Annotated in this window: 13 protein-coding genes; 6 read left to right on the forward strand and 7 right to left on the reverse strand. The window is 67.3% G+C overall.

Annotated features, from left to right (window positions below; all coding sequences use genetic code 11):
• Positions 1-13: 13 nt before the first annotated feature.
• The 3 genes from L2C96_RS15525 to L2C96_RS15535 are packed head-to-tail and all read right to left on the reverse strand — an operon-like array spanning position 14 to position 2,976.
• Positions 14-1,945: a hypothetical protein gene (locus L2C96_RS15525; protein WP_237336657.1), complete on the reverse strand. Its 1,932-nt coding sequence runs from the start codon at positions 1,943-1,945 to the stop codon at positions 14-16.
• Positions 1,938-2,624 (reverse strand): hypothetical protein, encoded by a 687-nt coding sequence (locus tag L2C96_RS15530; RefSeq protein ID WP_237336658.1) that lies wholly within the window; start codon positions 2,622-2,624, stop codon positions 1,938-1,940. Before L2C96_RS15530 ends, L2C96_RS15525 begins: the two co-directional genes overlap by 8 nt.
• 16 nt (positions 2,625-2,640) lie before the next feature.
• Entirely contained in the window at positions 2,641-2,976 is a 336-nt protein-coding gene (locus L2C96_RS15535; protein ID WP_237336659.1) for a hypothetical protein, read from the reverse strand.
• Here L2C96_RS15535 and L2C96_RS15540 point away from each other — a divergent pair.
• Together L2C96_RS15540 and L2C96_RS15545 are read left to right on the forward strand one after the other, a co-directional pair.
• Positions 2,969-3,430 carry a hypothetical protein gene (locus L2C96_RS15540; RefSeq protein ID WP_237336660.1) on the forward strand — a complete coding sequence of 154 codons (462 nt, stop codon included), beginning with the start codon at positions 2,969-2,971 and terminating at the stop codon, positions 3,428-3,430. The two genes, L2C96_RS15535 and L2C96_RS15540, sit on opposite strands and share 8 nt — an antisense overlap.
• Before the next feature lie 759 nt (positions 3,431-4,189).
• Positions 4,190-4,852, forward strand: a complete 663-nt coding sequence (locus L2C96_RS15545) for a transcriptional regulator (protein WP_237336661.1) — start codon at positions 4,190-4,192, stop codon at positions 4,850-4,852.
• Positions 4,853-4,854: 2 nt separating this feature from the next.
• Here L2C96_RS15545 and L2C96_RS15550 read toward each other — a convergent pair whose 3' ends face one another.
• Positions 4,855-5,865 carry a PAS domain-containing protein gene (locus tag L2C96_RS15550; RefSeq protein WP_237336662.1) on the reverse strand — a complete coding sequence of 337 codons (1,011 nt, stop codon included), beginning with the start codon at positions 5,863-5,865 and terminating at the stop codon, positions 4,855-4,857.
• A gap of 310 nt (positions 5,866-6,175) precedes the next feature.
• Between L2C96_RS15550 and L2C96_RS15555 the strand changes: the two genes are divergently transcribed.
• Positions 6,176-7,036, forward strand: a complete 861-nt coding sequence (locus tag L2C96_RS15555) for a DUF6545 domain-containing protein (RefSeq protein ID WP_237336663.1) — start codon at positions 6,176-6,178, stop codon at positions 7,034-7,036.
• A 135-nt stretch (positions 7,037-7,171) separates the two neighbouring features.
• On the forward strand, positions 7,172-7,939 hold the full coding sequence (locus tag L2C96_RS15560) for an alpha/beta hydrolase (RefSeq protein WP_237336664.1): 768 nt from the start codon (positions 7,172-7,174) through the stop codon (positions 7,937-7,939).
• Here the strand turns inward: L2C96_RS15560 and L2C96_RS15565 are convergent, their stop codons facing one another.
• A complete protein-coding gene (locus L2C96_RS15565) occupies positions 7,940-9,331 on the reverse strand; it encodes a helix-turn-helix domain-containing protein (protein ID WP_237336665.1) in 1,392 nt (463 codons plus the stop codon).
• Positions 9,332-9,737: 406 nt separating this feature from the next.
• On the opposite strand from L2C96_RS15565, the gene L2C96_RS15570 reads away from it, so the two are divergent.
• Both L2C96_RS15570 and L2C96_RS15575 read left to right on the forward strand, forming a co-directional pair.
• On the forward strand, positions 9,738-9,944 hold the full coding sequence (locus L2C96_RS15570) for a hypothetical protein (protein ID WP_237336666.1): 207 nt from the start codon (positions 9,738-9,740) through the stop codon (positions 9,942-9,944).
• Positions 9,945-10,030: 86 nt separating this feature from the next.
• Positions 10,031-10,342 carry a winged helix-turn-helix domain-containing protein gene (locus tag L2C96_RS15575; protein ID WP_237336667.1) on the forward strand — a complete coding sequence of 104 codons (312 nt, stop codon included), beginning with the start codon at positions 10,031-10,033 and terminating at the stop codon, positions 10,340-10,342.
• Between the two features lie 96 nt (positions 10,343-10,438).
• Here the strand turns inward: L2C96_RS15575 and L2C96_RS15580 are convergent, their stop codons facing one another.
• Both L2C96_RS15580 and L2C96_RS15585 read right to left on the reverse strand, forming a co-directional pair.
• Positions 10,439-12,808, reverse strand: a complete 2,370-nt coding sequence (locus L2C96_RS15580; protein WP_237336668.1) for an ATP-binding protein — start codon at positions 12,806-12,808, stop codon at positions 10,439-10,441.
• A 1,150-nt stretch (positions 12,809-13,958) separates the two neighbouring features.
• On the reverse strand, positions 13,959-14,489 hold the full coding sequence (locus tag L2C96_RS15585) for a hypothetical protein (RefSeq protein ID WP_237336669.1): 531 nt from the start codon (positions 14,487-14,489) through the stop codon (positions 13,959-13,961).
• Between the last annotated feature and the right edge of the window lie 4 nt (positions 14,490-14,493).

Below are 14,493 nucleotides of genomic sequence, written 5' to 3' on the forward strand. Positions count from 1 at the left end.
TGATCCGCCCGGGTCATGCCGGCGGTGGTGGCGTTTCTCCCCCGTCGCCTGCGGGTGGTGGTTCCGCCGGTTCCGGCGGCACGAAATTGCGCGCCACGACCCGCCCCCGGTTGGCCGACGGCCGGTCCCGAAAGGACGAGGCGGAACCTGACGGCGGTGGGGTGTCCGGTTCCTTCGTGCCGGTTCCGCTCCTGGCGTCGTCGCTTGCCGTCTCACCAGCCGGTTTGCTGGCGCGCCGGGACGGTGGCTTCACCGGTCCCCCTTCGCTACGTGGCAGGCTCGCCGGGGACGCGGGCGCGCCGCTGCCGCCACCGCGGGCTCCGGAGAACCGCTGAGCGAGGTGCTCCGCTCCCGCCTGCAATCCCTGCACCGCTCTCCCGACGGCGCTGCGGCTGGCAGCGGCGGCCCTGTCGGTCATCGCTGCGGCCCGTCCGGTCGCCCGGCCACCCACGGCGGCCGCACCCCCGGCCCGGTCGGACACGAACTCCACCAGCTCCCACAGGATCATCGGCGAGGCGACCAGGGCGAGGACCAGCGCCAGGCCCTGCACCACGTCGACGATCTGCTTCAGCAGCGACTCCGACGCCTCCAGCGGCAGCATCAGCGACTGCGCGAGCAACATGACCGCGACCATCACGAACGGCGACCACGCCAGGGCGGTGCCGCGGCCGGCCCACTTCAGCAACCAGCCCGAGGACGCCGGATGGACCTGCCCTGCGGCGGCGATACCGCCCAGCAGGGCCCACATCAAAGTCAGGGCACCGTTGATGACCATGAACACCAGGGCGAAGATCAGGCACAGGGCCATCACCAGGCCGACCAGCAACCCGACGAGGGGATTGGTCTTCGCCAGGCTCTGGGTGAAGTCGGCCTGCTTGCCCAGGTCCCCGCCCGCCAGCAGCAGCGACTCAGTGCACTCGGTGGCCAGCTGCTGCATCAGGATCGCGCCGACCCCCGCCAGTGTCGCCGCGGTCGCCGCTTTCACCCCGCCCACCAGCGCGTACTGCAGGCGCCCCTGCTTCCAGACCGTGGCGACGGTGACCAGCCACCCCAGGAACGCGACCGCGAGCGCGACACCGGAGACCAGGTTGTAGACGGCGGCGAACGAGCCGCCCGCGAGGTTCGGTGCCAGGCCGGTCACCACGATCGTCAGGAACATCGCCCACAGCTGCGTGACGCCCTGGACGACGAACTGCACGAACCCCGCGATGCCGGTCTCGACGGTCCAGTCCATGATGTCCTGCGCGATCTCGCTCGGCGTGCCCCAGATCGGGTCGTCCTCGCCGAGGTCGGGGAACTTGGCCAGCGCGGCCGCTCGGCCGCGCTGGACCCGCTGCACGTAGTCGTCGGAGAAGGCGTTCCACGCCTGGCACTGCTGGTGCTGCTGCTGGGTGACTGCGCCAGCGCAGCTGACGTAGAAGCCACCGCACGGGGCGTTGTCGGCGCCGATGGTGTTGCTGCAGGTCACGTCCGTGGCGTGCCGTTCTCCCCCGGTGTTGGTCCCGTCGCCCCAGCGGAACCCGAACGGCTTGAAGTCCGGGGCCGCCGGCGCCCACGTGCGCACCATTTCGACGCAGTAGCCGGCCGGCACCGTGACCGCGGCGGCATCGCGGTACGCCTGCAGGATGGCCTGGCTGCGCTCCAGCCCGTTGACGTGGTCGTCCTTGATCACGTCGGGCTGGAAGAACGCGTACAGGTCCGCGGCGTCGTCGATGACGCTGCGGGCGTAGCGGGAGAAGTCGCCGCCGTGGTCCTTGCAGGCCGGATCGGTCATCCAGGGAGCCGTGACCCATTGCGGGCTGTCCACGACGTACTTGCGCAGGTTGTCCGGGATGGTGCCGGGGTCGACCGGTTGCGCACCCGCCGTGGCCGTCGCCGAGCTCAGCAATGCCAGCAGCAATCCGAGCACCACCGCCGCGCGCCGGAGTGCACGCGTGTCACGCATCCGGCACATACGCCCACCCCTGCACTGATTCCCGGAACCGGAAAGCGAAGTCGCCATCAGCGTCGGTCAGGCGGTCCTCGCTGCGGACCGGCCAGGGGCCGCTCTCGAATCGCTGATCGGTCACCCGCCACTGCGCGCCGTCCCAGCGCAAGGTGATCGTCGACCGGCCCCAATCCTCCGTGCCGCCAGGCTGCGGGGCCATCCGTGAACTCTGCGCGGCCACGCCCCACACCGACACCTGCGCCCTGTCCGGATCGAAGGCCTCGACGACGGTAGATAACGGCGCGTAGGTCAACCGCTGCCGGGCGAGTTGGTCCTGCGGCTGTGTCGGTGCTGCCAGGACGGCGGCCGCGGTCGGCGTCGCGCCGGGATCGAGCAGAGCGGCGACGGCGTGACGCGAGTCGAGAGTGCCTGCCGCGACACGGAAACCAGCGATCTGGAAGTTCTGCGCCGCGCTGGCCGCTCCCGCCGGCGTCCGCCGTTGCGACACCGGAACTCCTGTGCCGCCAGGAACATCTCCGCCCCCTGCTGCCGTCCGAGGCTCCGGCGACATCACATGGTTGATCACCACATACTCGACGACGCCCACGACGACGAATCCGACGATCACGGCGACCAGGAGGACCCAGCCTCGCCCCGCGCGGGCTGCCGAGTAGCCCACGGTCTTGACCCGCTTCACACCATCCCCCTCGCTGTCAGTTCACGGCGACGATCCAGGTCCACACCGCGCCCGCGGAGGTCAGCAGGATCCCGCCGAGCGCCGCGCGCACCATGTTCGTTTTCGCGTTCTGGCTCAGGTGCATGCCACCGGCCATGTGCCCGCCGACCCAGACGACGATCCCGCCGATCAGCACGACGAAGCAGATGCCCAACCCGAAGAACAACAGCACCTGGGCGATCGTGTACATCACGCCCGACTTCGGGACGCCCTTACTGTCCGGGGCGATGTTGCTGAAATCCGGGCCACCAGGCGGCGGCTGCTGTGCCAGGACCAGGCCCACCTGGTGGGCCATTTCGTAGTAGATGGACATGGTGCCCCACCTCCCCTGGGGTTCCCACGCGCGCGGCCAACTGCAGGCAGACACGAACGGTCGTCCTGCCGATCTGGTCCAGGCGCACCGCCTTGCCGGAAGCCAGAGCGGCGTCGAATGGGAGGTGGACCAAAGCTTGAACGCCGGCGGACCGCACCAACGTGAGCGCGGCTCGGACGCGACGACGGTTCGAAGGTGCCGTCGACGACAGCACCACCACGGGCCGCGCTCGCACGAAATTCAGTGCGGCGCACACTGCCTGCGCGCCCGCGACATCTGCTCGGCCGACCAGGACAGGCCGGTACGGCGTTTCCGCCAGCTGCGCGGGCACGGCAAGGTCGACGTGACCGAAATCGGTCACCGTGACGGCGAACTGTCCCGGAACTTCCGACAGCAATCGCGCGAGCGGCGTGTAGCCCTGGACGTCGGTGACCACGACCGCTCCTGCCGGTGACATCGGGAGTGGTTGGCCATTGTGGACCTCTGTCGCCAGCGACGGTGCGGGGAAGTCGATCGGTTCACCGAGAAGCCGGAGCCCCAATCCGCCGCTGCACGGCAGGCGGGACTGATCGACGGCCAGGACGCCGCCGACGCGCGCCGCAGCGCAAATCTCGACGAGGAGCGCGGCGACCGTGGTCGCACCACAGCCTCCTTCCGCTCCGGCAACCAGGATCGGCCGGCCGGCACAGGCCAGCGCGGCGAATGCGGACATACTCTCCGCCGCCGGCCAACCTTTCGGGAACCCCGTTGCAAAGTTCCGCCCCGGCACGGGTTCGGGCTGGCGCAGCGCCCGGGCGCGTGAACGGGGCGCGCGCCAGCCCTTCCCGGCCCGGCCCGCTGCGCCCTTGATCGCAGGGGCCGTGGCCACCGACCGGGCCGACGGCACCTCCCTTGCCAGTCGCCCGGCGCCTCGCGCGGGGGTCATCGCACTCGCTTCGATGCGAGCGCAACCACCATGCACCGGACGATCTCCGGTGCATGTGCTCCCCTGGTGCGCTCGCATCGAAGCTCCCCCTCCTGCGGTACCGGGGATCGCCCCGGCACCACCGCGGGCGTCGTCCCCGCCGGTCCCTCACCTGACCGGGATCCGCCGCGCGGCGCCTTGTGATCTGATGGTCTTGACCATAGGAAGCGGAGGCGCCATGCTCAATCGACGTAACATTCGGCTGGTTTTCCGTTGCGGGAGCGCCAAGTCACAAGTGGGGTAACGTCCATGTCGAACAGTCAGGGGTCGTCGGATATCGCGGCGCAAGAGCTAGGTCGACGTCTTCGAGCACTGCGCGAAGACAGGGGATTGTCCGTCCGGGAGGCGGCCGCGCACGTCCGGAAGCACACCGGCCAGACGCTGACACGCGGTGAGTTGACCAGCGTCGAGGAAGGAAGCCTCCGCCGGCTCACCATGGAGTTCGTAGATGCCCTGGCCGAGCTGTACCGGACCGCGCCCGAGACCCTCTTCGCCGGCCTGACGCTTGGCCAGCGCGTGTGGCTCCTGCGGCGGCACCGCGGGATGACACAGGCGGAACTCGCCGCCGCGATCACGGAATACACCGGAGCCGTTCGTAGCCGGCAGTACATCTCCAAATTGGAGAAGGACGATCTGCAAGCGCCGGTCAGCAAGGCGAACCTGCGTGCGCTGGCACAAGTCCTCCGCAAGCCCCTCGGCTTCCTGACCGGCTCGGACGACGCGATCAACGACGCCGAGCGAGAACTCCTGTCCGCGCTACGTGACCTCAAGCGCGCCGGCGTTCGAGGCGTGCACATCCACCGCTGTGTCACCCCGGACGTCGCCGGTGACCTCCTCGACCTCGCGCGCACCGTGCGCAACGCCCGCGCCGATCTGTCGAGCGCCGGCGCAGCCACGTTCCGGCCGCGTTGACCTCACCCCGGCAACGCGGTGAAGCGCGCCAGCACGTGAGTCTCGTCGTCAACTCGCGTCGGAGTGGCCGAGACTTCCAGTGCCCGCCAGGAACCATCCGGTGTCGTGAACCGCGCCCGGTGCAAGGTCGCCGGACTTTGCTGTGCGACTCGGTCGAGCAAATCCTGCACGGCAGGCACATCATCGTCATGACAGAAGTCCACAAGAGACCGGGTACTCGGCATCCGCACGCCGAGGAGACGACCGAAGTTCGCCGACGTCATCCAGATCTGCCGATGAGCGGGGTCGATGACCCCGAGCGCAGCCCCCGGGTCGGCAAACACCGCGGCAAGCAGGTCAGCCCGCTCGTCGCGGCCGCGATGCGGTCCCGCAACCCGTTGTGCCAACCCGCGGATCCACCGCACTCCGCTACCATCCGCCGGTTCAGCACGCCCTGACATCCGCAATGCCATGACGGACCCCGTCGTGACATCGCGGGCGGCGAACTCCTCGATCACCTGGTAGTCGGACCCCACACGCATCGCCTTGGCCAGCAGCTCGCGCATCCGCACGCGACACGAGCCCAACAAGACTTCATCCAAGAAGTGCGCACCTTCCCAGCACCGGCGCGACGCCTCGTCGCCGAACTGGAACACCTCCGGCGACCAGTAGGTGCGCACCGTTTCACCGGAGCCCAGAGCAGGGACGCGCCACTCCCAGCCGCTCACCCGTGGCCGCGCAGGCAACTGGTTGCCGTAGATCGCCTGGGCACCGAGCACGCCGCCCTTTCCCGCCCCGATTACCGGATGCACCTCGACCAGCCACCGCCTGCCCGAGTGGTAGGCCGCGCCGACTGAGGCTCGCGCCGTGCGCAGGACTTCCCGGAAACGCGGCAACAGCAGGTCACGCGCCGTCGGATCGAGACGTGAACGCGCCGATGTTCCCTGATGCAGCTCATCTCCGACCGCCAGCAGCGCCATGCGTGAGTCGAACAGGACCCAGCGATCACGGTGCGGATGCGCCAGGCGCTTCATGTGCCGGTCGACAGCTCCCCCACTCATCCCCGACCCCCTCACTATCGGTCACCAGGCTCAGGCCCGGTGATGATCAGTGAGTATGGCGAGCCGCGGGCCAACTATCAACACTCTGCGTGTCGAATTCGTGGACAGTTCCCCCTGGTCCTGCTACTTTCAGCCCAACAACCCAGCAGAACTGTCACTAAGAGTCACGATCTCGTCGGTGCCCTGTCACTGAAGCGGCCCCGCCGGTTACCGATCACGAACAGTAGCTGCGCGCGCCACTGGGTCCGCGCGCTACTGGTGGGAACCGTGGAGCACCTCGACCGTGGACACCATCGATCCGGCCCTGCGCGCAGCCTGCCACCAGCACCTCCGCCAGTTGGGCATGCCCGTGGGATTCCAGCTTTCGGACCTCCTCCAAGCCGTCGCGGATAAACGCGGCCGGTCACTCACCCTGCTGCCGGCACCGCCGACCGACGGTCTACCGGCCGGCATGCTCATCGCCACCGCCGGGTGCGATGTCATCCGCTTCCCCAGCTACACCACTGAACTACACCGCAACCACGTGATCAGCAGGCAGATATCCCACGCCCTGCTCGGACACCAGCGCGACCTGGGTCAGTTCACGACAGGATCCTTCCCCGGGGACGGCAACTGTGCGCACAACCGTCAAGCCGAAGTCCTCACGACCATGCTGCTGATGAGATCCACCCCTGTCGTCACGCGACCTTCCCAGGATCTTCGAGCCGCGATCCCACGCATCAACCAACTCCTGGCCTTCCTCGAGCGGGCGCTCGGCCCCGCGGCGCAACAGCTTCGCCTACCCGAACTCGACCACCATCACGGCCTCTCCGGGACCTACCGCAAGGTCATCCGCATCCGCGACACCCAGATGCTGCTGGCGCCCTACACCCACCCCGACGCACCTGAGAATGCGCGAAGCGAAATGCGCGGACGTGACCTACCGGTTGCGCAACGCTCCGCCATCGTCGAAGCTGCGGTACTTGCGACTGCGCTCGTCAGATTCCAAGATCGAACGCGCACACCGACCGACCGACGAGTCGCCGTGCCCGCCGCCGCCCCGCGCAACCTGCCCAGTGAGATAGAGCACCTGGCGATGGTCTACCAGGCACTCACGACCGATCACGTCGTGGCAGCTGTCGTGAAGAACTGCATCCAGGTGTGATGAGCCGACGGCGCGTGCGCTCCGTGGAGAACCGATTACGATGAGTCTCAAGGACCTTAGTGCGATGATTGGGGATCACACGTGCCTGTCACGAGCAGGGAAACCTCGTTCCGCAGTCCCGACGGCCTCCGGCTCGTGGGCACGATCGTCGCGCCAGAAGAGCATGGAGCCACGGGAGTCGTGCTCGTGCATGGCGGCGGCGTCACCAGGGACGAAGGCGGCTTCTTCGCTCGCCTGGCCGCCGGCCTCGCCCAGGCTGGCGTGGCATCACTCCGCTTCGATCTCCCCGGCCATGGTGACAGCGAGGGACGCCAAGAAGACCTGTCGCTGTCAGCGGTGCTCAACTCCATGCGTGCCGGACTCGACCACCTTCGCGCCGAGACCACCATCGAAGTGCTCTCGCTGCTCGCAGCAAGCTTCTCCGGCGGCCTTGCCGCCTACTACACGGCGCTGCGACCAAACGAGGTTCACCGACTGGTGCTGTTCAACCCGTTGCTCGACTACAAGGCGCGCTTCGTCGATCAGAAGGACTTCTGGCAGGGCGACTACCTCACGGCCGAAGCAGCCAAGGAACTCACCGCGCGGGGATTCCTTCCGCACTCACTGACCTTCAAACTCAGCCGGGCCCTACTCAACGAGGTCTTCTGGGTGCGGCCACGCGCGTTGCTCAGCAAGGTCGCCGCACCCACGCTCGTGGTACACGGCACCGCAGACACCTTCATCTCCGTGGACTCGTCGCGAGACGCGTCTCAAAGGTTGGTTTGTGAGCACCGACTACTCGAACTCGAGGGCGCCCAGCACGGCTTCGCCGTCCACGACGACCCGACCTACGCCGATCCGCAAAGCCAAGCATGGCAAGCGCAGGTGATTGACGCGACTGCGGATTGGCTGACCGCAGGCTGATCACGCCGCGACAGCCTGACGCAACTCCCGAACGGCTGGGCGATGCTGCCACGGCCGGAGATAAGCCAGGACGGTGACGAGCTGCTGTTTGGTGCGGTCGGAGTTGGTCTCCCGCGCTCGGCTGGCGGATGCCATTCCTGTGCGCGCGGCTTGATCAGGTTCGCCGGCCAAAGCCAAGGAACCGGCCATGAACGACAGGAAAAAGCCGTAGTCACGTTTGGAGAACGTGTCCTCGCGCAGCGCCTGCTCGTAAAGTTCGACGGCCTGACGAGGCGCACCCGCTTCGGTGAGACAGATGGCTGTCTGCATGGTGAGGAGCCTCTGGCTGTAATGAGCGCCAAGGGCTGAAGCTTCGGCCGCGGCGTCGTCGAGCAGTTCGCGAGCGCGTTCGAGCTGCGGACGGACAGCGTCGGCCGTTGCTCCCAGCATCACTTCGGCGCGGGCCTCCTGCTGGACCGCCTCAGCCTGGACACGCTTGGGCAAGCACCACGCTTTCTGCTGGGCGGCCTGCGCCAGCGTGAGCATGCGAACCGGCTCACGCTCGTCGAAGGCGAGTTGCGCCTTTTTCAGCAGTACGTATCCCTGCATCGGCACATCGCCTGCTTCTTGAGCCCACTCGGTCGCTCGGTCGTACCAGTACAGGCTGCGGCCGAAGTCCCGCACGTCCCGATACAGCCACGCCGCGAACTCCGCGCCTTCAGCTCCGGCAGCCAGGAGTTCACGGCGTAGCTGTGGCTTGACCTCGCTGGCGTGCTCTTCGATTGCTGCGAGGAGCCCGAGCACGAGGGGCAATGTCCGCTTCGGTCCCCGGTCACCGTCGTCCGACTTGCAGGCTTCGAGCTGACGTTTGAAGTAGCCCAGCACCGAACGGTCGAAGTATCGTCGCGCATCGGCACGGGCGGCGGCGACCTGCTGCAACTCATCCAGACAAAGCGCTGGCAAGGCGCCAACCGCCAAGCCGCTTCTGAGCAAGGAACGGCGGTCCAAAGGGCTCATGTCGCCCCATTGTGCCGCTGTCGCCGCGACGCCGCCGCTTCCGACCGGAACAACGCCCGGATCAACAGCGTGGGCAGCCACGGTCGGCTCGTCCAAGGACAGAAGCACCGTGCGCCCTTCGATGACCACTGGCACGAGGAAGGTGTCTGGTGAGCCTGTCCCAGCCCGCGTGGGATCCGTGGAGGACTGGTGGTCGCCCAACAGGCCTTCCAGCTCCCGCTCCGTGATGTGCAGCAGCTTTGCCAGCCGCGGCCGCCGGTGTGGGGAAGGTTCGGACAAGCCGGACTCCCAGCGGGCGACGGTGCTGGTGTCGATGCCCAGGAGCTGGGCCAAACGCTCCTGGGTGTGCCCGGCCGCCCTGCGGGCACGGGCCAGCCCGGTTCGCTTGGCCGCCATGATCTTCCTCCCCTGTCACCTTCTGAGACCGACACGTTACCGCAGGTCAGTGCTCTGGATGCGGTATTCGTGCCGGGTTTACGCGTGTTTCGCGCTCTGGAGCGTCTGGTTGCGACCCGGTGGAATCACGGCAAGCACCCGACCGGGAAGAGGTACCCGTAATGACAACACGACTGGATCACCGCACCAGCACACCCCTTCCGACCTCCTGGCAGCGGCGCCCCAACGCCCTCGAGGCCCCGACAACACCGCGCGTTCCGGAACCGGCCCAGCTTTACGCGCTCTTGGCCTTGACCTTGGGGCTGCACGGACCCGTCGCGGTCGGCGATCGTTGCCAGATCTGCGCCGAGGCGTGGCCGTGCGAACCGGTTCGACAGGCCTACCGGCTGCGGGAGGGCTTCTGATCATGCCCGAAGCCGCCATCGAAACCGAAGCCCTGGTCAAGACCCTGAGCACAATGGCGGGCAACCTCCCGATCGCCATCCTGCAGTTACGCGAGGGCGAGATGCCACCCAACCGTCAGCGCGCGCTCGGCTCGCTCCTCATCGACCTGGGGACACTCGTGCAGCAGCATGCCGACCTCGAGCCGCCGACACCGCGGCCAGGGGCTTGACGCCGGGGCCCTGACCCGATCGCGGCCCAGATCACGGCCCCCAGCAACCGGTACCGCACACCATCCTGCCTACCTGACGAAAGACGATGACGAACTACCAGCTCGACGACGCCCCCGGCTACATCTACGAAAAAATGGCGAACCACCTTGCCGAGCGCATCGCCACCGGCGACCTGGCAGTCGGCAAGCCATTGCCCGCCGAGCGCCGTCTGGCCCAGGAGTATGACGTGTCGCTGGGCACCGCACGACACGCCACCCACTTGCTGCGCAAACGCGGACTCGTCGTCACCATTCGCAGCCTCGGCACCTTCGTCGCCGAGCCAGCCGCACCTGACCGCACCCCAGCGCGCCGGGACGATGCTCGTGACGACCGGTCACGGCTCGACACTGCCCTTTGACAGGTCAGAGCCGATCAGGCTCGCGGGTCTGCACCGGGTTCTCGGCCGAGGTTCAGAACGCCCTGGCCGAGAACCCATCCAACATGCCGCTGCGGGTCAGCGGATCTGCTCGGCTGCCCACACCGCGAGTTCGGTCCGGTTCATACCCAGCACTCGGTAGAGATACGTGAGGTGCGTCTCGACCGTCCGGTGCGAGGTGTGCGTCCGGTCGGCGATCTCCTTGTTGGACAGTCCCTGCGCAACGAGCAGCGCGACCTTCTGACGCGCCGGCGTGAGATCAGCCAGAGCGAGCTTTTCGCCGTCGGTAGTCACCCTGTCCTGCGGGGCCAGCACGAGCTCGTAGACCTCATCGGTGCTGAGCTTCGCTCCGTCGTCGTACGCGGCTTGGAAAGCACGGGGGCCGATCGTCGCGATGATGCGATCAGCGGCCTGCTTCCGCTGCCGGTCGAAGGGGATGAGGCCGACGAGCGCAACACCGTTCCGTTCCTGCAGACCACGGCAGGCGCCCATGAGCCGTGCAGCGGCTTCCGCCTCGCCGGGCTGACCGGCGGCCGCGCGCTGCCAGGCCGCGAACTCGACGCACCACGTCGATCCCCACTTGTCCCCCAGCTCAAGCTGGCGGGGCAAGCACTCCGCCAACACGTCAAGCGGCTCCGTGCGCGCGGGCAGCCCGAGCGTCCACATCCCCCAGGTAATTGCCCATTCCGCCTCATGTGCCCGAGCCTCCGCCAGACACTCTTCCGTGGCGGCGTCCGCGACGTCAGACGGGCCGAGCAGCCCAGCGCCCAGCGCGAGCATCAAGAGAGCCATGTGCGCATCGCCGGCAGCCCCGGCCTGCCGGAAACCGTCACGCGCCCGGGCCAGCAGGTCAAGACCACGGCGGTCCCCGCGGCTGAACAGCCAGTAGGTCCCTTCCAGGAAAAGGACCTGCGGCGAATCCGCCATGCCAAGCTCCCGCGCCAGCTCGTGGCATTCAGCCCGGTGCCGCTCGTTGCGCTCGAGATCACCGAGGACGATGCGCGTCCACCCCAGCATGACCAGAGCGTCCAGCCGCACGCGGCTCGGTCCCGGCGGCGCCACCGCGAGCAGATCGTCCATCAGCCCCGCAGCGGTCGACTGGAACGCGAAGATGAACGGCACGCGGGCTCGCAGCAGGTTCGTCACGATCCGCAGACCGACCTCAGCGCGTTCCGGCGTCCGGCACCAACTGACCGCGGACCGGACGTTCGCGAGCTCGTGGTGGGCACGGTGGAGCCATCGCGGCTCGTCCGGACCGAGCCATTTCTCCGCCGCGGATTCGGTCAGTTTGAGCAGCCATGCGGCGTGGCGGGAGCGGACGTCCTTCTCCTCGCCGTACTCACGTAGCCGGCGCAGTCCGTACTCGCGAAGCGGTTGAAGCTGCCGGAACCGTCCTTCCGGGCTGCTCGCGAGCAGCGAGTGGCGGACCAACGCCGACAGCAGGTCCATGACCTCCTCGGTCGCAATCAGCTCGTCGCCGCTACAAACTTCCTCGGCGGCATCGAGGTCGAAACCACCGGAGAAGACCGACAGCCGAGCCCACAGGCGGCGCTGGCCCGGCTCGCACAGGTCCCACGAGACGTCGAGCGCCTGGGTGAGCGACCGGTGGTGGGGCGGGATGCGCCGTGCGAAGTTCCGCAACAACCGGCCGCCGTCCAGGCGCTCCAGGATGACCTGCGGGCGCATCCCGCCGCCCAGCTGAGCCGAGATCAACTCGAGGACCAGCGGCAGCCCGCCTGACCACCGGACAAGGTCGATGATGCTCGTCCAGTCATCCCCGGGTGTGAGGGTGCGCCCAGCGGCACGGGTGCGGTCCTGAAGCAAGATGACAGCCTCGGTACCCAACGCGGACTCGAGATTGTCGTGCGCGTCGGGTACCCCGACTGGCGGGACCTGCTGAACGTGCTCTCCGAAGACGCCCAAGTGCTGGCGGCTCGTCGCGGTCACCTGCAGCCGGGGCGCTTCGTCCAGCAGCTCGGTGACCACGTCGGCCACCGGATCGAGAAGGTGGTCGACGTTGTCGAGGACGGCCAGGGTGCGGCGATGGCGAAGGTGTTCGACCAGGACCTCGGTCGGCTGGCGACGTGCCTGGTGGTCGATGACACCGAGGGCCTCGATGACCATTCCCACGATGGCGTCCTTGAGGTCGTCGGCGTTCCGGCCGCCCAGTTCGAGGTCGGCCAGCCGCACGATCGCCACCGCGTCGAAGTCGCCGTCATCGAGCCGGCGGGCCAGGACCGTGCCGAGCCGTGTCTTCCCCACCCCTCCCGGCCCGGTGAGCGTGAGCAACCGCTGCCCGTCGCGAAGCCGCTGCACCAGCGAGGACACCAACTCGTCCCTGCCCACGAAACTCGTCAGGTCGCCGAACGCGTGACCACCCGGCACCCCTACCTCCCCCAGCTTGACCGACGCGCAAAACCGCAGTCCAGCGCACCTTGCCGCGATCATGAACTCTATTGACAAGATCCGGCGCTGTCACGTCCTTCGCTCACCAATTGAGATACCAGAAGTACTGGAATACTATCGTTCGTCGAGGACGTGCTCCTTGCGGTCGTAGTGAACAACGCCGTCGTGGGGCCTCGGCATCGAATTGGCTTGCGCCAAGCCCTTCGCAAAGCGCGTGACGGCGCATCGTTGGACGCGTTCCAGGTGGGATGGCTTGCCCTGTTCGTTCCACGACGAATCCGCCTCTTTACAAGAGCACGGCATCACCGACGACATGGTGTCGCAGGGCACGCCACTAGCTATGGCGACGGGGCGCCGCGTAATGTAAGCGAGTTCGGTTGCCGCGATAACCGGCTCCATCACCCGCCGGGCTGACACGAGTGCGACCCCTTGACCCCCAGAGTGGCACCAGCAAGCCGCTGACCTGCGGAAATAGAGAATCCCCTGCACAACATGGGGCAGTTGCGGCACGTTGACGCTGTTCTGAGTCGGTGCGGGAATACAGCGCGCTCCAGTCTCGCTCCTGCTCCGCTACCCTCCGCGCGTTCAACGAGCTCTGTCTGACACCCGATCTCCCGCTCCCCACACTGCCAGTGTGGTGCGCTACCGTCGCTGACCTGCAGCTTTCGAGAATCCGCTGGTCAACTGGGGCAGCCTGACGCGGTTGCGCGCCCTTTGGTGCCGTTGGAGGCCGTCGCGAGCGACGCCCTGCCCCAGTTTTGCCCCAGGGTGAAACGGAGCTCCTGGGGCAACACTTACCTGTAGTCCGATCCAGGGTCGACACCCGCATCCGCTTGGCCTCAACCATGGAGGCTGCCAAATCCCCACGGTTGGGTTTGTGGGAGTGCAGGCGGGGGGCAGCGCGGGTTCGGGCCCAGCGGCACCCCCGCGTTCATCGGCACGCTCGGCCTGAGGAACTGGAAGGTCGCGTTGGGAGCCTTGGGTCCGTTTGTGCGTCATGTCTGTGCGAGCACGGCCTTCATGGTCTCGCGACAAGTGGGACGCCGGCCATGACCGCGGGAAGCCAGTGACGACCTGGTCGGCGAGCCCGAGGTAGGCGAAGTTGGTGGTCTTGGCCTGCGGGGTGCCGGCGCTGTCGGTCTTGGTGACGGCGCGGTCGTGTCCAGGGTGAACTTTTTGTGCTCTCTAGTGATTACGCGAACTTTCCGTTTTCCGTCAGCAACTGCACAAAGGTTCGCCGGTCGTCTGGCATGCCGCTAATTGCCCGGTGGGCACATCCCGCGACGACCCGATCAGTATCCACGTTGTATCGAGGGTTCGACACCTTGGTGAACCCCATGATCACGTGTCGATGATACGCAACATGCCTTTTCCCCCCTCCAGTAAACAGTTTCCACCCGAGGTTCGGGTGACGCTGAATGAACACTTCACCGAGGAACAGGCCAATGTCGTTGACGACGGAGTACCAGACATCTCGGAGACGATCAGGGTTGCCAGGGTCGGCCTCAACGTGCTCATAGAGCCAGTCTTCAAGGCGCTGGATCGACTCATCGTCGCAACCCAACACGACCGCATTGGCCGCGAGCAGCGAACGTAGCATCTCGATGCGGTGAGGCAGGGCCTCCATCAGATGATCAAAGGCTTCCTTCGCCTGCTTGCGCGTAAGCTCCGCCGGTAAGCCACGGTGCAACGGGATGTACACCTCATACGCGTCCCAGTCCACAGAG

It is taken from the genome of Amycolatopsis tucumanensis, assembly GCF_021654135.1.
GTDB classification, from domain to species: Bacteria; Actinomycetota; Actinomycetes; order Mycobacteriales; family Pseudonocardiaceae; genus Amycolatopsis_E; species Amycolatopsis_E tucumanensis.

Coding starts and splice junctions, on each gene's coding strand:
- L2C96_RS15525 (WP_237336657.1), bottom strand. CDS start 1,945: ATGCGTGACACGCGTGCACTCCGGCGCGCGGCGGTGGTGCTCGGATTG.
- L2C96_RS15540 (WP_237336660.1), top strand. CDS start 2,969: ATGGACATGGTGCCCCACCTCCCCTGGGGTTCCCACGCGCGCGGCCAA.
- L2C96_RS15535 (WP_237336659.1), bottom strand. CDS start 2,976: ATGTCCATCTACTACGAAATGGCCCACCAGGTGGGCCTGGTCCTGGCA.
- L2C96_RS15545 (WP_237336661.1), top strand. CDS start 4,190: ATGTCGAACAGTCAGGGGTCGTCGGATATCGCGGCGCAAGAGCTAGGT.
- L2C96_RS15550 (WP_237336662.1), bottom strand. CDS start 5,865: ATGAAGCGCCTGGCGCATCCGCACCGTGATCGCTGGGTCCTGTTCGAC.
- L2C96_RS15565 (WP_237336665.1), bottom strand. CDS start 9,331: ATGGCGGCCAAGCGAACCGGGCTGGCCCGTGCCCGCAGGGCGGCCGGG.
- L2C96_RS15570 (WP_237336666.1), top strand. CDS start 9,738: ATGCCCGAAGCCGCCATCGAAACCGAAGCCCTGGTCAAGACCCTGAGC.
- L2C96_RS15575 (WP_237336667.1), top strand. CDS start 10,031: ATGACGAACTACCAGCTCGACGACGCCCCCGGCTACATCTACGAAAAA.
- L2C96_RS15580 (WP_237336668.1), bottom strand. CDS start 12,808: ATGATCGCGGCAAGGTGCGCTGGACTGCGGTTTTGCGCGTCGGTCAAG.